General features: G+C 53.8%; 17 protein-coding genes. 7 read left to right on the forward strand and 10 right to left on the reverse strand.

Going from position 1 to position 17,302, the window contains the following annotated elements:
* Positions 1-5: 5 nt before the first annotated feature.
* From pcaF to pcaDC, 6 genes are read right to left on the reverse strand one after another with little or no spacing between them, the layout of a single operon-like run.
* Positions 6-1,211, reverse strand: a complete 1,206-nt coding sequence (gene pcaF / locus IE076_RS15935) for a 3-oxoadipyl-CoA thiolase (RefSeq protein WP_189437783.1) — start codon at positions 1,209-1,211, stop codon at positions 6-8.
* Positions 1,211-2,002, reverse strand: coding sequence for a CoA-transferase subunit beta (locus IE076_RS15940; protein ID WP_189437784.1), 792 nt, complete (start codon positions 2,000-2,002; stop codon positions 1,211-1,213). Before IE076_RS15940 ends, pcaF begins: the two co-directional genes overlap by 1 nt.
* Complete coding sequence (locus tag IE076_RS15945) at positions 1,999-2,853, reverse strand: CoA transferase subunit A (RefSeq protein ID WP_189437785.1); 855 nt, start codon at positions 2,851-2,853, stop codon at positions 1,999-2,001. Before IE076_RS15945 ends, IE076_RS15940 begins: the two co-directional genes overlap by 4 nt.
* 9 nt (positions 2,854-2,862) lie before the next feature.
* Positions 2,863-3,474: a protocatechuate 3,4-dioxygenase subunit alpha gene (pcaG, locus tag IE076_RS15950; RefSeq protein ID WP_189437786.1), complete on the reverse strand. Its 612-nt coding sequence runs from the start codon at positions 3,472-3,474 to the stop codon at positions 2,863-2,865.
* 1 nt (position 3,475) lies between these two features.
* Entirely contained in the window at positions 3,476-4,234 is a 759-nt protein-coding gene (gene pcaH, locus IE076_RS15955) for a protocatechuate 3,4-dioxygenase subunit beta (protein ID WP_189437787.1), read from the reverse strand.
* Positions 4,218-5,417 (reverse strand): bifunctional 3-oxoadipate enol-lactonase/4-carboxymuconolactone decarboxylase PcaDC, encoded by a 1,200-nt coding sequence (gene pcaDC / locus IE076_RS15960; RefSeq protein WP_189437788.1) that lies wholly within the window; start codon positions 5,415-5,417, stop codon positions 4,218-4,220. The genes pcaH and pcaDC overlap by 17 nt, the downstream gene beginning before the upstream one ends.
* Before the next feature lie 140 nt (positions 5,418-5,557).
* Here pcaDC and pcaQ point away from each other — a divergent pair, with 140 nt between their 5' ends.
* The 5 genes from pcaQ (at position 5,558) to pobA (ending at position 11,095) form a co-directional block, all read left to right on the forward strand.
* On the forward strand, positions 5,558-6,496 hold the full coding sequence (gene pcaQ, locus IE076_RS15965) for a pca operon transcription factor PcaQ (RefSeq protein ID WP_209009187.1): 939 nt from the start codon (positions 5,558-5,560) through the stop codon (positions 6,494-6,496).
* Between the two features lie 248 nt (positions 6,497-6,744).
* Positions 6,745-7,779, forward strand: a complete 1,035-nt coding sequence (locus IE076_RS15970; RefSeq protein ID WP_189437790.1) for a TRAP transporter substrate-binding protein — start codon at positions 6,745-6,747, stop codon at positions 7,777-7,779.
* A 2-nt stretch (positions 7,780-7,781) separates the two neighbouring features.
* Positions 7,782-8,294: a TRAP transporter small permease gene (locus IE076_RS15975; RefSeq protein WP_189437791.1), complete on the forward strand. Its 513-nt coding sequence runs from the start codon at positions 7,782-7,784 to the stop codon at positions 8,292-8,294.
* A complete protein-coding gene (locus IE076_RS15980; RefSeq protein WP_189437792.1) occupies positions 8,294-9,649 on the forward strand; it encodes a TRAP transporter large permease in 1,356 nt (451 codons plus the stop codon). The genes IE076_RS15975 and IE076_RS15980 overlap by 1 nt, the downstream gene beginning before the upstream one ends.
* A 228-nt stretch (positions 9,650-9,877) precedes the next feature.
* A complete protein-coding gene (gene pobA, locus IE076_RS15985) occupies positions 9,878-11,095 on the forward strand; it encodes a 4-hydroxybenzoate 3-monooxygenase (RefSeq protein WP_189437793.1) in 1,218 nt (405 codons plus the stop codon).
* A gap of 41 nt (positions 11,096-11,136) precedes the next feature.
* Here pobA and IE076_RS15990 read toward each other — a convergent pair whose 3' ends face one another.
* Positions 11,137-12,033, reverse strand: coding sequence for an alpha/beta fold hydrolase (locus IE076_RS15990; protein WP_189437794.1), 897 nt, complete (start codon positions 12,031-12,033; stop codon positions 11,137-11,139).
* Between the two features lie 374 nt (positions 12,034-12,407).
* On the opposite strand from IE076_RS15990, the gene IE076_RS15995 reads away from it, so the two are divergent.
* Positions 12,408-13,730, forward strand: coding sequence for a 2-hydroxycarboxylate transporter family protein (locus IE076_RS15995; RefSeq protein ID WP_189437795.1), 1,323 nt, complete (start codon positions 12,408-12,410; stop codon positions 13,728-13,730).
* 125 nt (positions 13,731-13,855) lie between these two features.
* Here the strand turns inward: IE076_RS15995 and IE076_RS16000 are convergent, their stop codons facing one another.
* The 3 genes from IE076_RS16000 to IE076_RS16010 all read right to left on the reverse strand — a co-directional run bounded on the left by IE076_RS16000 (position 13,856) and on the right by IE076_RS16010 (position 16,124).
* Positions 13,856-14,668, reverse strand: coding sequence for a helix-turn-helix domain-containing protein (locus IE076_RS16000; RefSeq protein ID WP_189437796.1), 813 nt, complete (start codon positions 14,666-14,668; stop codon positions 13,856-13,858).
* Positions 14,658-14,942 carry a putative quinol monooxygenase gene (locus IE076_RS16005; RefSeq protein ID WP_189437797.1) on the reverse strand — a complete coding sequence of 95 codons (285 nt, stop codon included), beginning with the start codon at positions 14,940-14,942 and terminating at the stop codon, positions 14,658-14,660. The genes IE076_RS16000 and IE076_RS16005 overlap by 11 nt, the downstream gene beginning before the upstream one ends.
* A gap of 159 nt (positions 14,943-15,101) precedes the next feature.
* A complete protein-coding gene (locus IE076_RS16010; RefSeq protein WP_189437798.1) occupies positions 15,102-16,124 on the reverse strand; it encodes a LacI family DNA-binding transcriptional regulator in 1,023 nt (340 codons plus the stop codon).
* A 152-nt stretch (positions 16,125-16,276) separates the two neighbouring features.
* On the opposite strand from IE076_RS16010, the gene IE076_RS16015 reads away from it, so the two are divergent.
* Positions 16,277-17,302, forward strand: a complete 1,026-nt coding sequence (locus IE076_RS16015; protein ID WP_189437799.1) for an ABC transporter substrate-binding protein — start codon at positions 16,277-16,279, stop codon at positions 17,300-17,302.

Raw genomic sequence — 17,302 nt, forward strand, 5'->3', positions numbered from 1 at the left:
TCACATCAGTCCCTTTCCAGAGCAATTGCGATGCCTTGACCAACACCAATGCACATGGTGGCAAGCGCGCGCTTTTTACCTTGAAGGCTCAGTTCCAACGCAGCCGTTCCAGTGATGCGTGCGCCGGACATGCCCAGTGGATGGCCCAGTGCGATTGCGCCGCCGTTCGGGTTAATGTGCGCTGCGCTTTCATCCAAGCCCAGATCGCGTAAGACAGCAATACCCTGACTTGCAAAAGCTTCGTTCAGTTCAATCACGTCAAAGTCAGAGGGTTGCAGGTTCAACCGTGCGCAGAGTTTTTTTGCAGCCGGTGCCGGACCGATGCCCATGATGCGTGGTTCAACGCCAGCGGTCGCACCGCCAAGCACACGCGCAATCGGGGTCAGGCCATACTTTTTGACCGCCTCAGCAGAAGCAACGATCAGCGCGGCTGCACCGTCGTTGACGCCAGACGCATTGCCCGCTGTCACGCTGCCATTCTCACGAAATGGCGTTGGCAGCTTTGCTAGTTTCTCAGCGGTGGTTCCGGCACGCGGATGTTCATCCGCAGATACGATGATCGGATCTCCCTTACGCTGTGGGATCGTCACGTCAACGATCTCCCTGGCAAGGCGGCCATTTTCCTGCGCAGCTGCGGCTTTGGCCTGCGAGCGCGCCGCAAAGGTGTCCTGATCGGCGCGGGAAATACCAAAATCCTCGGCAACATTTTCGCCGGTCTCCGGCATACTGTCGATGCCGAATTGTTTCTTCATCTTCGGGTTTACAAAACGCCAGCCAATGGTGGTGTCAAACACCTCGTTGGCACGGGAAAACGCTGTGGTCGCCTTTGGCATCACGAAAGGTGCGCGCGACATGGATTCAACACCGCCAGCAATCACCAGATCACATTCGCCAGTCTTGATCGCGCGCGAAGCAGCAATAACCGCATCCATACCAGAACCGCACAAACGGTTCAGCGTGGTCCCGGGAACAGCAACTGGCAGACCTGCCAGCAGCGCGACCATGCGGGCCACGTTGCGGTTGTCCTCTCCGGCTTGGTTGGCACAGCCGTAGTAAACTTCATCAACCGCTTCCCAATCAACCGTCGGGTTGCGTTCCATCAGTGCCTTGATTGGCAACGCGCCCAGATCATCCGCCCGAACAGAAGACAGCGCCCCCCCATAACGCCCGATTGGCGTTCTTATGTAATCGCAAATAAATGCCTCTGGCATCAAGCCGTCTCCACTCTGTTACCCGCATGCGCCGCCGCTGTTCGCGCTTTTAGTTCACGCAGAACAGACAGTTCCTCCTCAGTCGGCGCAGGGGTCTCCTGCAAATCATCACTGAAACGTACAGCCCAAGACACGGTTTGTTGCACCCGTTCTTTCGTCGTACGCGGATGAAGAGAGACCACAGTCATTTCTTTGGTAACAGGATCGGGCTTCCAAATCGCAAGATCGGTAATCAGCAGGGTTGGGCCTTGTGTGCGGATGCCCATGCGCTCTCTGTGGTCACCGCCCTCCCCGTGCCCAAACGAGGTGAAGAAGTCCAGCTTCTCAACAAACCCGCGCGTGCTCTGCTTCATGGTGATGTAGACTTGCTGAGAGGATGAGGCGATCTCGGGAGCACCACCACCACCGGGTAGTCTAACCTTTGGCTTGTTATAATCACCAACGACTGTAGTGTTGATGTTGGCAAAGCGGTCGATCTGCGCTGCCCCTAGAAAACCGACAGTGATCTTGCCACCTTGCAGCCAGTAGCGGAACATCTCGGGCACGGGTACTGTCGTCAGCGCTGTATCACACAGCTCACCATCTCCAATGGAAAGCGGCAGCACATCAGGCGCGGTACCTATGGTTCCACTCTCATAAATCAGCGTGATATCGGGTGCGTGGGTCAAACGGGCGATGTTGCAGGCGGCTGACGGGGCGCCGATACCCACAAAACACACATCCGTGTTGCTCAGCGCACGGGACGCTGCAATGGCCATCATCTCGTCGGGCGTAAAGTCTTGCGTGCTCATGACGTCACCTCCAGTCCCTTGATGCGGCCAGCAAAGACCTCAGGTCCCTGTTTCAGCACATTTTCGTCCATCCAAGCCTGAAATTTATCACGATCCGCAGCAATCGTATCCCAGTCGATGTAGGTCTTGTTGTCCCTGCCGTAATAGCCCTGCGCATAGGAGGGATGGGCCCCGCCGCGGACTTCGCAAATGGCAGAGACCGTCCAATGTGGCAGGATGCAGGCGTTCATATGCGTATCCAGCACATCAACCACTTCCTCAACGGTCACGATGGAGTGCTTCGCTGCCAGCACCACTTCCTTCTGCACACCCAGGATCCCCTCAATCAGCACATTACCCTTCCGATCAGCCTTGAGCGCATGGATAAAAGCCACATCCGGCTGGATCGAAGGAACAGCGGCCAACTCCTCACCGGTGAACGGGCAGCTTACTCTCTTGATATTCGGGTTCACGAGTTGAAGATCTGTACCCAGATAACCGCGAAAGATCGCGCAGGGCAGACCCGCAGCACCGGCTTCATAGGCATTGGCAAGCGCTGCGTGGGAGTGTTCTTCAATCTCGATGGAACGGGGCCAGCCGTGCTCAATTGAATCTCGTACGCGGCGCAACAGACCGACACCCGGATTGCCCGCATAGGAGAAGATCATTTTCTTCACCAGACCCATGCCGACAAGCTGGTCATAAATGAGATCAGGCGTCATACGCACGATGGTGAGTTCATCAATACCCTGCCGGATGACTTCATGGGCGGCAGCATGGGGGATGAGGTGCGTGAAGCCTTCAAAAGCGGCCATATCGCCGCTTTTAAGGTGTTTCTTGACCGCATCTTTCAGAGAAATAAAGTCAGCCATACGGATCCATCAGATATCAAAGAAGACGGTTTCGTTGTCACCCTGGATATGAATATCAAAGGTGTATTTATCGCCGGATTGCTTGGCAATCAGCGTTGGCACACGCATGCGATGCTCAATACGGCCAAGCACCGGATCAGCCGCGTTGGCCTCTTCCTCTTCAGGAAAGTACATGCGCGTGTTCAGGCCAATATTGATGCCGCGGGCAACAATCCAGAAGTTGATATGCGGTGCCTGCGACCTGCCATCGGGAAACGGCACAGCTCCCGGTTTCACGGTTTCAAAGCAGAACTCAGCGGTTTCCATATCAACGGGCTGACGTCCCCAACCTGTAAAGTATGGGTCCGCCTTGCCCCGAGTTTCCGAGGGGCTGTTGAACAGGCCTTCGCCGTCTGCCTGCCAGATCTCCAGCATGGCATCTTTCATCGGCGCTCCGGTGCCATCAAACACGCGACCTTTAACCGTGATGCGCTGGCCTTTGGTTTTTGCGTTCACCATGCGCACACCAAGATCTTCCTTATAGATCCCGGTGTTACCGACGAAGTTCGGCGTGCAGCCGATGTGAACGTATGGACCTGCGGTCTGGCTCGGACTTTCTTTCAGATACTCCAGCTTGGTCATATCAATTGCCCTCCATCCGGTTCTCGAACATGGTCGAGCGGCGGCCACGCAGCACAATATCGAAGCGATAGGCGCGGGCATCCATTGGCACGGTGTGGTTCATATCCAGCTTGGCAACCAGCATTTCAATGGCAGCCGGATCATTGATGGTCCTCACAATCGGACAAAGCGGGATGTGCGGATCGCCCTCAAAATACATCTGCGTAATCAGGCGCTGTGCAAAGCCGGAGCCGAACAGCGAGAAGTGGATGTGGGACGGACGCCAATCATTCACCCCATTGGGCCATGGATACGGACCGGGGCGGATCGTGCGGAAGGCATAATAGCCGTTCTCATCGGTGATCACGCGCCCGCACCCGCCAAAATTGGGGTCAAGCGGGGCCAGATAGCCATCCTTTTTGTGACGGTACCGGCCACCTGCATTGGCTTGCCAGACTTCCACCAGCGCGTTTGGCACAGCTCTGGCTTCTTCATCCAGCACATGGCCATGCACGATGATACGCTCTCCCTGCGCACTTTCACCGGGCTTGGCGTAGTTCTGTATCAGGTCATGATCCAGCTCACCAATAATGTTGTGCCCGAAAACCGGGCCAGTGGTTTCGCTGATTGTATTTCCAAAGGACAGAAGTGCTTTTTGCGGAGACCGCAATACACTTGTTTTATAACCGGGTGACATTGCTTTGGGATGCCAGTTCCGATCTCGCGGAAAGAACGGACCAGCGTTGGTCGTTGGCTTGCTCATCTCACTCCCCTGACGCATCAAGCTGTGCGAACACATTTTTTACGGTTTTGATGGCGCTATTTGCGGCTGGCACACCAGCATAAATCGCGGTGTGCAGCAGAGCTTCGCTTATGTCTTCCCGTGTTGCCCCGGTGTTTTTTGCAGCCCGCGCGTGCATGGCTACCTCATCCAGATGCCCTAACGCAGCGAGAAGCGCAATAGTTACAATGGACCTCTCTCGCAACGTCCAGCTGGGTCTGGACCATACATGGCCCCAAGCCGCCTCGGTGATAAGCTCCTGAAATGGCTTATCAAAACTGCTCTTTTGAAACTCGGCGGTATCGACATGGGTATCTCCCAACACCCTGCGACGCGTCTGCATGCCTTGCTTGTAGATCTCGCTTTGGCATTGCTCATCGGGGTCAATCTTGGTTGGGCAGCGCGATATCATTTGCCGGACCAAATGGGCCAGATACTCGGGCTGCTCAAGGCTTGGGATGTGCCCGCAGCTGGAGATCCGCTCAAACTTGGCGTTTGGAATGAGGTTGACCATACCCTCAACCAGATCCGGCGGCGTGGATTGGTCATCCTCCCCGCCAACGCACAGAACCGGCACGTCAATTTGCGCGGCCTGAGAAGTTAGATCAGCGTCACGAATAGCTGCGCAAGTGCCACGGTATCCCTTCAAAGGCGTACGGCACACCAGATTACGATATCCGGCAACCGCCGCTGGCTGCGTCTTCAAAAACTCAGGCGAGAACCAGCGTGACATTACACCATCGGCAATGCCCTCGATTCCGTTTGCGTCAATAATGTCGATGCGGTCTTGCCAAGTCTTTACGTCACCAATACGCGGTGCGGTGTCACACAGGATGAGCGCCTTCACCAGATCAGGTCGGGCCGCATGCAACGCCATCGCGATCATTCCGCCGACAGAAACACCACAGATCACCGCATCGCTGATGCCCTGACTGTCCATCAGCGCAGCGAGGTCGCGCATATGCAGATCAATGGAATAAGGCGCGTCACCAACACCAGAAAGCCCATGTCCGCGTTTATCATAGGCCAGAATTTCGCCTTGATGCCCGAGATGAGCCAAAAACTCATCCCAAATGCGAAAGTCCGTTCCCAATGAGTTTACAAGAACAAGCGCTGGCGCCGCTGAGGCACCATTGGTCTTTTTAAAGTGAAGAGTGGTCGCGTTTAATTCAATGAAGTGCATGCGCACCCCCTACAATGGCATTGGTTGCATACCTGTTTAATTCAATGAGGTGCATGCGCATCCCGCTACAATTGATTTGATTGCATACCTGTTTCAAAATGAATAATGATATTATTCGGAAAAATCATAATGAGATCGCTATGAATAATCTACGCAGGTTAAAGCTCAGACATCTGGAAGCGTTTGTTGAGGTCTCGCGCCAGAACAGCGTAAGCCGTGCTGCCGAGGTTCTTCATCTCACGCAACCCGCCGTTACGCGCACCATACGCGAGCTTGAGGAAATCTGTGGTCAGCCCCTGATTGAGAAAGACGGTCGCGGAATTCGTGTCACCCACTACGGGGAAGTTTTCCTGCGTCATGCAGGCACCAGTCTGGCAGCCGCCCGCAATGGCATTAATGCATTAACTCAGCTCAGCCATAGTGACGGCCCCATGGTGCGGATCGGCGCCCTGCCCACCGTTGCTGCCTCTCTTATACCGCAGGCGGTCAAGGCGTTCCTTGATACGGGCATGCGCAACCGTCTTCATATCGTAACGGGTGAGAACCACGTTTTGCTTGAGCAACTCCGGCACGGTGAGTTGGATTTGGTTATGGGCCGCCTACCTGCGCCCGAAAACATGCAGGGACTGGTCTTCGTGCCCCATTTTCGCGAAAGAGTCGTTTTCGCGGTCCATAAAAACCACCCACTGGCTGGCAAGCCACAGATCAGTGTCGTTGAAATGGACAGTTACCCTGTCCTCATACCCTCTGCCGCCTCGATTATTCGCCCGTTTGTAGACCGCCTCTTCATCGAGCACGGCATTCCCGAACCAGATCAGGCAATCGAAACTGTTTCAGATTCCTTTGGCAGAGCCTTTACTCAGGAATATAACGCAATCTGGATTATCTCCCGTGGCGTTATCGCCCGCGAGATCGAGAGCGGTCAGTTTGTGGAGCTTCCCATTGATACACGTGCAACCCTCGGCTCTGTCGGCCTCAACATGCGCGCAAACGAGACGCTGGACAGTGGAGCACAATGCTTTGCGGACATTCTGATGAGATTGAGCGAGCAGGAGAAGAAGCCTGCACATGACAACTAGAGCATCATGCTCCCGGAGTGCACATTGATACCCAAATCGACATAATTAACACGGTATTTTTCATTATTCATTTTGAAAATCATATGTAATTCTCCTAAATCACAGTGGTCACTTCCAAGAATCTGCTTGGTGGGTCAACTGGATCATGGTTATGAATTTCACAGCCTTAGGGAGCTGAGACTGCCCCAAGTAGCAGAATCAGAGAGGCTTGTTTCATTTCGACCATTCTTTAGGGAGGTCACATACTTATGCTTGGCAATTTCAAAGGCCTTTGCGCCTCGACTGCAATTCTGCTTACTAGTGTTTCCATGGCAGGTGCTGCAGAATATGTTTTTAAACTCCACCACTTTCTCAGCCCAAACGCACCGGCGCAGACTGCGATGTTAGAGCCATGGGCTAAGACCGTTGAAGAGAATTCCGGCGGTCAGGTCAAAATCGAGATCTTTCCATCCATGTCATTGGGCGGTCGCCCGCCAGAACTGGTGAGTCAGGCACGTGACGGTGTTGTCGATCTGATCTGGACGCTGAACGGTTACACACCAGGCCTGTTCCCACGTACCGAAGTCATGGAACTACCGTTCGTGTATCGTGACAATCCGCGCGCGGCAAACCTGGCGCTCTACGATATGTTCGCGGACGACCTTCAGGCCGATTATCGCGGCCTTGAGGTCATGTTCCTGCACGTGCATGCGGGGAACGGGCTCCACACACGCAATACGGAAGTCCGCAGTCCGGCAGATGTTGAAGGCATGCGTATCCGCACACCATCGCGCACCGGCGCATGGGTGATTGAAGCGCTTGGTGCCTCACCCGCCGCGATGTCGGCTCCAGAGCTTCCGACTGCTCTACAGAAAGGCGTGATTGACGCTGCATTCATTCCTTGGGAAATCATCCCACCGCTGAAGATCCATGAACAGACAGACTTCCAGATTGAAGGTGCAGGCAACGCACGCTTCGGCACCTCAGTCTTCCAGGTTTCCATGAATAAAGGCCGCTGGGAAAGCCTGCCTGCCGATATTCAAACCGCCTTCCGCGACGCCTCCGGTCCTGATTGGTGGGGGCAAGTTGGCGACATTTGGCGTGCAGCCGATGACTTTGGTATCGGTATCGCCGTAGACTCTGGCGATACGCACATCACTCTGACTGAAGAAGAAACAGACGCCTTCGAAGAAGCTCTGGTCCCGGTCGTCGACAGATGGACCTCAGAAGTATCTAAAAAGGGCATTAATGGCACTGAACTGGTTGCCAAAGCACAGGCATTGATCTCCAAGCACAGTGAGTAGCGATGGGAGCCTTTCAAAAACTCGGACGCACCGGCATTGCCGGTGCTTTCGAAAAGATAATTGTTGTATGGGCACTGGCCGGCGGCGTGGTTCTGTTGGCCGTGGTCGCAGTAAACATCTACTCCACACTGGGTAATATGTGGTCCTCTCCTTTTCCCGGAGATTTGGAGCTCACCGAGATTGGCGTAGCAATCGCAGTGTTTTCCTTTCTGCCCTTCTGCCAAATCACTGATTCCAATGTCACTGCAGACATCTTCACCAGCAAAGCCGGACCGCGTTTGAAAGCTTTCTTCGCCCTGATCGCATCCATAATCGCCTTTGGATTTGGCCTGCTGCTTTTATGGCGCATGTACTACGGTATGTCCGATCAACGGGAATACGAATACACCACCACTATTCTGCAGATCCCCATTTGGTACGCTTATATTCCTGTTTTGATATCACTTTTCCTTCTGAGCATCGGCGCGCTCATCACACTGAGTGAAAATGCCAGAGAGTTGAGAGGAAAAACCTGATGGTAGCAAGTCTTTCCATGGGCGTTGGTGCCCTCGCCGTTCTGGTGCTCCTCATTGTTATCCGTATCCCTATTGGCTACGCCATGATGCTCGTTGGTGGGGTTGGAATTGCATTGGTCAATGGCCCGGCGATATTGCTTAATCAGTTGAAAACACTGGCCTACGGGCAGTTCGCGCTTTACGATCTTGCCGTCATTCCAATGTTCGTTCTGATGGGCGCGCTTGCTTCAAAAACGGGTTTGAGCCAATCACTTTTCCGGGCAGCAAATGCGTGGCTTGGCTGGATGAAAGGCGGAACAGCCATGGCGGCCATCGCCTCCTGCGCAGGGTTTGGCGCTGTGTGCGGCTCCTCGCTGGCAACCGCCTCCACCATGGGCAAGGTCGCCCTACCAGAGCTGAAACGCTACAATTACTCTGGCGCTCTTGCCACAGGCACGTTGGCTGCTGGCGGCGTTCTCGGCATTCTGATTCCCCCAAGCGTGCTGTTAATCATCTATGCAGTTATCGTGGAAGCCAGTATCGTTACTATCTTCGTTGCTGCGTTCATTCCCGGTCTTTTGGCCGTTCTATTATTCATAATAGTGATAGCACTCTACGTGCTGGTCAGCCCTTCCTCCGGCCCTGCTGGCGGTGTCGATTCACGAAAAGAGTTTCTCGCTGCCACGCTCGGTGTACTCCCAGTACTAGTGGTCTTCGGACTTGTCATCGGTGGCATCTATTTCGGGCTCTACAATCCGACTCCAGCTGCTGCGGTGGGTGTGTTTCTTGTGATGGTGTTCGGCCTGCTTCAACGTAATCTGTCATTGAGCGACATGATTGAAGCACTAAAGGAAACGGCTTCCACTACCGGCATGATATACCTGATCCTGCTCGGGGCAGAACTGCTGAAGATCTTCATGTCCCGCATTGGCCTCCCACAGGAAACAGCGGCATGGATTGCGGGGTCCGGTCTGGAACCCATGACCGTGCTGATCCTGATCCTGCTGGCATTGATCGTCCTTGGGTGTCTTATGGACAGTATGTCCATGATGTTACTGGTCATTCCATTTTTCTGGCCTGTACTAATGGAATTGAATGGCGGCCTGTATCAGATGGCTGATGGTTCAGGTTATGGTATGAGCACCGAGGACCTAAAGATCTGGTTCGGGATTCTCGCGCTGATCGTTGTCGAACTAGGCCTTATTACGCCACCAGTGGGAATGAACGTGTTCGTCATCTCCGCATTGGCAAAAGACATTCCAATGAGCCAGACCTTCAAGGGTGTACTACCTTTCTTCGGAGCAGAACTGGTGCGCGTTACTATTCTGGTCAGCTTCCCGATATTAACGCTGTGGTTGCCAAGGGTGCTTTCTTAGACGCAATGGGCTGGCTGTTCTGGCAGGGCCACTTGCGAGAACAGCTAAATGGTCGCATTTCAATAACAGTTTCGCTATAAATTCTGCCGATAAATCAATTTTACATAGCAATCATAACCAGTAACACTGAACTCAATTCAGCCGTGTGTTCAGTCCCATATTCATCTGTCCGAGCGCACATCCTGATTGCCGCAATTCGTCAGATGTTTTGAACCTAAGGAATGTATTATGAGCCACCATAAAGATCGTACCCGGGTTGCGATTATCGGCGGAGGTCCGGCTGGTTTATTGCTCTCTCACATCCTTAGTGAAAACGGCGTGGACAGCGTTGTTCTGGAACAGCGCAGCAAAGCCTATGTTCTGTCCCGCATCCGCGCTGGCTTGCTGGAGACCGGCACGGTTCAGCTGCTGCGGGATTACGGCCTTGCCGAACGTATGGACAAAAACGGCAAGAGCAAAAAGGGCTCCTGGATCACACGGCAGGGTTTCCCGAGCCACTTCATTGATACGAAGAAGTGGACCGGCAAAGAGATGATGGTCTACGGCCAAACCGAAATCACCGAGGACCTTTATGACGCCCGCGAACGGGCTGACGGCAATGTCATCAACGAAGCGACAGACGTGGCCCTGCATGACGTCACCTCAGACGCGCCCTATGTGACGTACAAGAAGGATGGGCAGGCTTATCATCTGGACTGCGATTACATTGCCGGCTGCGATGGGTTCCATGGTGTCAGCCGCAAGACCATTCCCGACGATATTCTGAAGACCTATGAGCGCGCATACCCGTTTGGCTGGCTCGGCATCATGGCGGAAGTACCACCACTACCGGATCTCGTCTACGCCTATCACGAGCGCGGTTTTGCACTGGCCTCGCAGCGCAATCCCCTGCTGAGCCGTTACTACATCCAATGCCCGCTAACAGATAGCATCGACGACTGGTCGGACGATCGCTTCTGGAAAGAGCTGATTGCCCGCTTCCCGCAGGACGTCGCCTCAAAGATTGTTACCGGCCCTTCCATCGAGAAATCCATCGCCCCACTGCGCAGTTTCGTGGCTGAGCCCATGCAATACGGACGTATGTTCCTTGCTGGCGACGCAGCGCACATCGTGCCGCCAACGGGAGCTAAGGGGCTTAATCTGGCAGCCTCTGATGTGTTCTACCTCTCACGCGGACTGGTAGAGCAGATCAAGAAAAACCACTCCGCCCATCTGGAGCGCTACTCCGAGCTGGCCCTGCGCCGCGTATGGAGTTCAGAGAATTTTTCCTGGCGCATGACCCAGCTGATGCATGTGTTCCCCGACATGAATGAGTTTGACGCCAAGATCCAACAAAACAGCTACGAACTGCTCCTGCAAAACGAAACCCATCAACGCGCACTGGCAGAAGAATATGTTGGCTTGCCATTTGAAGAGCTGGACGCACTGGCCCTGTCAGCAGCCTGATCCCGAGCTGTTGGAAAGAGCGGTTCACTGCAAAGGCAGTGCTAACCCTTGGTACGGTCGCTTATTTCGATCACCGCAGCGGCAAATGCCTCGGGATCTTCCTGAGGCAGGTTATGGCCTGCTCCCTTTACAACACGAGCCTCATAAAACCCGCTGAAGTTCGCTTCATGCCCTTGGCTGTGGCGCGGCGGGCTTACGCCGTCATCAACTCCAAGCAACGCGAGGGTTGGCACAGTGATCTTTGGCTGCGTAGCGAGCACCGCCTCGATTGCCTCAAAGGCGGGATCTCCCGCAACCAGTCCAAATCTGTGGCGGTAGGAGTGGATGACGGTCTCCACAAAGTCAGGGTTCTCAAAACTCTCGCAGGTCTGTTGGAAGGTATTCTGAGAGAAGTTCCATGTTGGAGACCATTGCTGCCAAAGCAATCTGATCAGTTCCTCACGGTTCTCATGCAAACCAGCACGTCCGCGCTCACTTTGAAAGTAATACTGATACCACCAGAGTTGTTCATCAGCTGGTGAAGCTGGTCGGTTCGCCGCCGGTATATTCTGGATGTTGTAGGCCACACCGCCACTCACCACCCCCCTCACCTTCTCCGGCCATAGCGCTGCAACAATGCAAGCCGCCCGTCCTCCCCAATCATATCCAGCAAGGATCGCACGGGGAATGTCCAGTGCCTGCAACAACGCCTGCAGGTCAAAAGCCAGCGCGCCTTGCTGGCCTGAACGTGGTGTTTTAGGGGAAAGATACCGGGTGGGACCATAGCCGCGCAGGTAAGGGATGATGCAGCGATGGCCGTGATCCGCCAGAATGGTGGAGACATCATCGTAGCTATGCACGTCATATGGAAAGCCGTGCAGGAGAAGAGTGGGAATGCCCGATTTTTCGCCAACATCTTTGTACGCAACGTTTAACTGACCTGCTTCAACAAAGTTCATATGTCCCCTCCCTCATAGGCTTTTGTTTTAAGCATTGAAGGCCAGAACGACAAGGGGACTGCCAATCCACAAATTAGGGCCTGACGCGAGCGACTTCGTGACCGTTCAGGGCAAGACAATCAAAGCCTCCTGCAAAGGGTGCCCGTATACGCAATAATTTCAGGGTTTCTTCGTCTCGAAAACAATATTTAATTTCAGCAACTTAATTAACTCCCTCAAAACTCAGTGACTTTCATCACGTTTTGGGGGTTCAGTTTAGAAATTCCCGATCAACTGACTTCATTTTACGTAATAAATCGTCACTTCGGCTCCGAGCATGTGTGAGGTATTAGCCGAACTCTGCGGAAACAAGATACGTGAAAGCTGCACATACTATGGCCGACGCAAACCTGCGAGATCACATTGAAAATGTCCGGGGCGAGATGAGTAATCTACAAATAAAGGGTATTCCTGCGGTTTACTTCTTCTTGTTCACGCTGATTATTCTATTAGCCAGCTTTCTAGGCAAATTACCTGGCGGTATGGTTGGTGGCTTCGCCCTGACAATGGCACTTGGTTATGCCTTTGAGTATATTGGCGACAGATTGCCAGTCGTAAGTACCTATTTAGGCGGAGGACCAATTGTCTGCATTTTTGCGGGCGCTGCTCTCGTCTATTGGGGTGTACTACCTGAAGCCGCTATTAAAACTGTCGATGATTTTATGACGGACGGAGGTTTTCTCACGTTCTATGTTGTTTCCCTAATTGTCGGCTCCATTTTCGGTATCGAGGCGCGCCTATTGTTTAAGGCCGGCGCTCGGTTCGCCGTCCCAATTTTCTTAGCTCTTATATTTGCAGTTCTATTTTGCGCGATTGTAGCTTTTGTGCTGGGTCTGAGTTCTCATCAAAGCATCGCCAATGTCGTCTATCCTATACTCGGAGGTGGCTTAGGCGCAGGCGTTTTCCCGATAGCTGAGATTTATCAACTAGCCGCCAATATGGAAACGGAGGAAATCCTCGGTATTCTTATCCCTCCGATGGCACTAGGCAACGTGTTTGCGATCATTGCGGGCGGCCTGCTTTACCGTTTAAGCCTCGCCAAGCCTCACCTCAGTGGCAACGGGAATCTCCTAAAAGGCGAAGACACCATTGGCACAAACACATCAACTCCGGATGAAGAGTCCTCATATGGAGATTTGGCAACAGGGATATTGGCATCAGGCACTATGGCAATGGTTGGAGGGCTACTGACCTTTGTCTTCACAGGTGTGCATGAGTACGCACTCATGATCATCGCAGTTGTACTGTTAAAGCTTCTGGGTGTAGTTCCTCTTTCTATCCAGAAAGGGTGTTCTTCCTGGTTCAAATTCATGGCCATGTACATGACCCCAGCGCTGTTAGTCGGCATCGGCATGTCCTATACAGACCTGGGCCTGGTATATGCCGCGCTTAATTTGCACACTGTGTTGTTGGTCTTGGCTGTCGTTGCTGGAGCTGTTGTAGGGGCTGGCCTTGGCGGTTTGCTTGTTGGATTTCATTTCATTGAATCTTCGTTGGCAGCCGGGTTATGTATGGCGAACATGGGAGGAACTGGCGACGTGGCGGTTCTTTCCGCAGCCCGACGTATGAACCTGATCCCATTCGCGCAGATAGCTTCTCGCCTTGGAGGGGCCTTAATATTGATTGTCGTTGGGATAACAATCCCATTCCTTGTCTAGCTGCGGCCAATTGTTGCTATCGCAAAGACCAATCGGAATCCACTCTCACCCAGTGGGTCCCAAAGTCTTCCATCGAGTCATCTGATGTTGCGTAGCCCGGATTGGTTCGATTTCTCCTCAATAAGTCACTGCAACTCTTTTTGAATCGGCACCTGAGATTGACGCAGTTTGCGGAATTCGGTTGGAGTCTGGCCGGTGAAATCTCGGAAGGCTTTGTTGAAGGCGGAGAGCGAGGCGTATCCCACTGCACCGGCGATCTGGATCACCTGCTCGTCTTCGTGGCTCAAGAGCTCTACGGCACGGATCATGCGCAAACGCCTGAGACACTGTGACCATGTCATGCCAGCTTCTTCAGCATATCGGCGCAGCAATGTCCGTTCCGAAACATTGGCTGCGGCAGCCACATCTGCAATTTGGAGCGGCTTAGCTAAATTGTCCTCTGTGTAGGCAAGAGCTCTTGCAAGGACGTCATCCTGCACCGTGGGCCGCCACACATCGGTTGGTCTACTGGCGAGCCCGGCACAGACCTGAACAAGCGCTTTAAAGAAGGTGTCTGCTTCAGCGCCCCAATCTACATCCTCCGGTCGCCAGCGGGTCGTGTATGCAATCATTTCCCGTGCCAGCCGATTCATCGAAAAAACGACGGTCTTATCTGGAAGCGTCACGCCCGCAGTTTCTGCAAAGCCCTGCTGCAGTAAAAGCGAGCAGGACGTCACCGTGTGAATGACTTCAATCTCCAGCTGGGTTCCCGCTGGAATCCACGCGGCAAACGCAGGGGGCAGCGTCCAGCACCGCCCCTCCACCCCGAGGCGTACGGCACCTCGCATGCTGTAGAGCAGGTAGTCACGGTCGAAGGAAACCTGCTCCCGCCCGCACACCGGAAACTCCCGATACACACAATAGGCCGGAGGCGCTGTATCTGTGGTGCTATCCGCCATTGATCTCTGCAATCGTGGTAATGGGAGGCTCTGTCATGAGTGGCTTCAACTCTTTTCCAAGCACTGCAAAAGTGTCACTTCTGCGATAGGCCTCAAACGCATCCTGTGTCTCCCATTTCTGGATAATCCCGATTGAGCCCGCCCCTCCGTTATAAAACTTGTAGGTCAGACACCCCTTCATCTGGCGGACAGAAAGCGATTGCCTCTCAAATATCTCTCGTGCCTGAAGTGCATTGCCCTCGGAAAATTTTGCTTCAATTGTAACCAGCTTCATGACTAAACCCTTTTGAAAAATCAAACCAGAGTACGCCGGGGAACTTCAGATTTCCGCAGCGCTCTGATCCGGGTCTATCACCAGCAAGAAGTACGGTCTTACGTCACCTCGCCAAAAGTGCGCTCCAGTCCGCCAGACCCTTGGTTACGATGCGTCGAGCTAAACGACCAGCGCTTTCTTCACACTGTTGCGCCAGACGAATTTGGCGGGAAGTTGTACCGTCTCCGTCGCAGGTTGCTCGGTGGTGCACCATTCGAGGCATTTGTCGATGATCCGGTCCATGGGCTGCGCGAAGGTTGTCAGGTCGTAGCCTTCCCATGCGGCCTGCGGAATGTCATCAAAGCCAATGACGGAAAGATCATCGGGGGTGCGCAGGCCAAACCTCTGGCGCGCTGCATCAATAACACCGCAGGCAATCAGGTCGGTGGTACAAAACACACCATCGGGACGGTCTTCCCGATCCATGAGGGCAGTGCCAATCTCCAGCCCCGCCTCATAAGAGGTGACGCCGGTCGCTTCGCAGATTACTTCAACGCCCGCTTCTTCAGCAGCTGCCAGAAACCCTTTCTGCCGCTCCACGATACTCCATGTGGCATTGCCTGAGTTTGCGAGAGCGATTCGCTGGCATCCGGCGCGCAGCAGGGCCTTCAACGCGGTCTTACCAGCCGCCTTGTTGTCCGGCCCGATCTGCAATGAGCCGGGAAAGTCCTCTTCGCGGTTGATCAGAACCAGCTTCATACCATTGCTGAAACAGGTGTCGGCCAACGATGGATCTGGCGTGCCGGACAGGATAATCGCTGCTTCTGTGCGAAAACTAATCGCCTGCAGCAACGCATCTTTCACGCGCTCCTCATATCCACTGGTGTTGATAAGCATCGTCACCTTGCCAGCAGCCTGCAGTTTGTCTGAGAGTTCGGCGATCATTGCTGCACGGTAAGGCGTATCAATCTCGGCGGCGATCAGCGCCACAATGCCACTTTCAGAGCGGTTGAGACTGCTGGCCAGACGGTTGACGCGGTACCCTAGTATTTCTGCGGATTTCAATACCTTAGCGCGCGTCGCAGCGGAGACACTTGCGCCGGGAGTAAAGGTTCTGGAGACAGAAACACGAGACACCCCAGCATGGCGCGCAACGTCCGCAGCTCTGACCTGCTGCTTTCTTGAAGACACTTTTTCCGACATCAAATCTCGCCGATTTTTGTACACGGTTGCAATTGCATATCAGGTAATACTCATAAAATGAATAAGTTTTTCTTGGAATAAAGTTGACATTGCTCAAATTGTACAGACTATATAATGTACACGTGTACACAACGTGTCTGGGAGGAGATACTATGAAATCCATTAGGACTGCTTTGTTGGGCGCGACCCTTATTGCGGGTGCCGGTGCCAACGCAGCGTCTGCAGATGAACTGAACCTCATCTGCTCGGCTGACAACGCACTTTGTGAGAAGCTCGCAGCAACCTTCGAAGAAAAGACCGGTATCGATGTTAGCATGATCCGTCTTTCTTCTGGTGAGGCTTACGCAAAGATCCGCGCTGAAGCCCGCAACCCGCAGACGGACGTATGGTGGGGTGGCACCGGTGATCCGCATCTGCAGGCAGCAAACGATGAGCTCTCGGCTTCTTACGAGTCGCCAATGCTGAAAGAACTTCTGCCATGGGCAGTTTCTCAGGCTGAAACCTCTGGTTATCGCACCGTAGGCGTATACTCCGGTGCACTTGGTTGGGGCTACAACACAGAGATCCTCGCGAAAAAGGGCGTTGAAGCTCCAAAGTGCTGGGCTGACCTGCTCAACCCTGCGCTGAAGGGCGAGATCTCCATTGCAGATCCAAACTCATCCGGCACCGCGTACACCGCGCTGGCGACACTGGTTCAGCTGATGGGTGAAGACGAAGCCTTCGAATACCTGTTGGCGATGGGCAAAAACGTTTCGCAGTACACCAAGTCCGGTTCCGCTCCTGTAAAGGCAGCGGCTCGTGGTGAAGCTGGCCTCGGCATCGTGTTCATGCACGATGCAGTTAAGCAAGCTGTTGCAGGCTTCCCGATCGAGGTTGTGGCTCCATGTGAAGGCACCGGTTACGAAATCGGCTCCATGTCTCTCGTTGATGGGTCACCAAACCCGGACGCTGCAAAAGTGTTCTACGATTGGGTCCTCACCCCGGAAGCTCAGAATCTGGCGCTTGAAGTCGGGTCCTTCCGCATTCCATCCAACAAGGCCTCTACCCAGCCGGAAGAAGCGCCAAAGCTCGAGAATGTACGTCTGATTGACTACGATTTTGCAGAGTATGGAGACAGCGAACGCCGCAGAAACCTGCTGGCACGCTGGGACATGGAAGTTGGCGCAGCCGCAAACTGA

Origin of the sequence: Pseudovibrio japonicus, from assembly GCF_014651595.1 — a bacterium.
In the GTDB taxonomy this organism is placed as follows: Bacteria; Pseudomonadota; Alphaproteobacteria; order Rhizobiales; family Stappiaceae; genus Pseudovibrio; species Pseudovibrio japonicus.

Bases quoted from the DNA above. Each gene is read 5' to 3' on its own strand.
- IE076_RS15995 (WP_189437795.1), top strand. From the start codon at position 12,408: ATGGCCGACGCAAACCTGCGAGATCACATTGAAAATGTCCGGGGCGAG.
- IE076_RS15980 (WP_189437792.1), top strand. From the start codon at position 8,294: ATGGTAGCAAGTCTTTCCATGGGCGTTGGTGCCCTCGCCGTTCTGGTG.
- IE076_RS16005 (WP_189437797.1), bottom strand. From the start codon at position 14,942: ATGAAGCTGGTTACAATTGAAGCAAAATTTTCCGAGGGCAATGCACTT.
- IE076_RS15990 (WP_189437794.1), bottom strand. From the start codon at position 12,033: ATGAACTTTGTTGAAGCAGGTCAGTTAAACGTTGCGTACAAAGATGTT.
- IE076_RS15970 (WP_189437790.1), top strand. From the start codon at position 6,745: ATGCTTGGCAATTTCAAAGGCCTTTGCGCCTCGACTGCAATTCTGCTT.
- IE076_RS15940 (WP_189437784.1), bottom strand. From the start codon at position 2,002: ATGAGCACGCAAGACTTTACGCCCGACGAGATGATGGCCATTGCAGCG.
- IE076_RS16000 (WP_189437796.1), bottom strand. From the start codon at position 14,668: ATGGCGGATAGCACCACAGATACAGCGCCTCCGGCCTATTGTGTGTAT.
- IE076_RS16015 (WP_189437799.1), top strand. From the start codon at position 16,277: ATGAAATCCATTAGGACTGCTTTGTTGGGCGCGACCCTTATTGCGGGT.
- pcaG (WP_189437786.1), bottom strand. From the start codon at position 3,474: ATGACCAAGCTGGAGTATCTGAAAGAAAGTCCGAGCCAGACCGCAGGT.
- pcaDC (WP_189437788.1), bottom strand. From the start codon at position 5,417: ATGCACTTCATTGAATTAAACGCGACCACTCTTCACTTTAAAAAGACC.
- pcaF (WP_189437783.1), bottom strand. From the start codon at position 1,211: ATGCCAGAGGCATTTATTTGCGATTACATAAGAACGCCAATCGGGCGT.
- pcaH (WP_189437787.1), bottom strand. From the start codon at position 4,234: ATGCGTCAGGGGAGTGAGATGAGCAAGCCAACGACCAACGCTGGTCCG.
- pcaQ (WP_209009187.1), top strand. From the start codon at position 5,558: ATGAATAATCTACGCAGGTTAAAGCTCAGACATCTGGAAGCGTTTGTT.
- IE076_RS15975 (WP_189437791.1), top strand. From the start codon at position 7,782: ATGGGAGCCTTTCAAAAACTCGGACGCACCGGCATTGCCGGTGCTTTC.
- IE076_RS15945 (WP_189437785.1), bottom strand. From the start codon at position 2,853: ATGGCTGACTTTATTTCTCTGAAAGATGCGGTCAAGAAACACCTTAAA.
- IE076_RS16010 (WP_189437798.1), bottom strand. From the start codon at position 16,124: ATGTCGGAAAAAGTGTCTTCAAGAAAGCAGCAGGTCAGAGCTGCGGAC.
- pobA (WP_189437793.1), top strand. From the start codon at position 9,878: ATGAGCCACCATAAAGATCGTACCCGGGTTGCGATTATCGGCGGAGGT.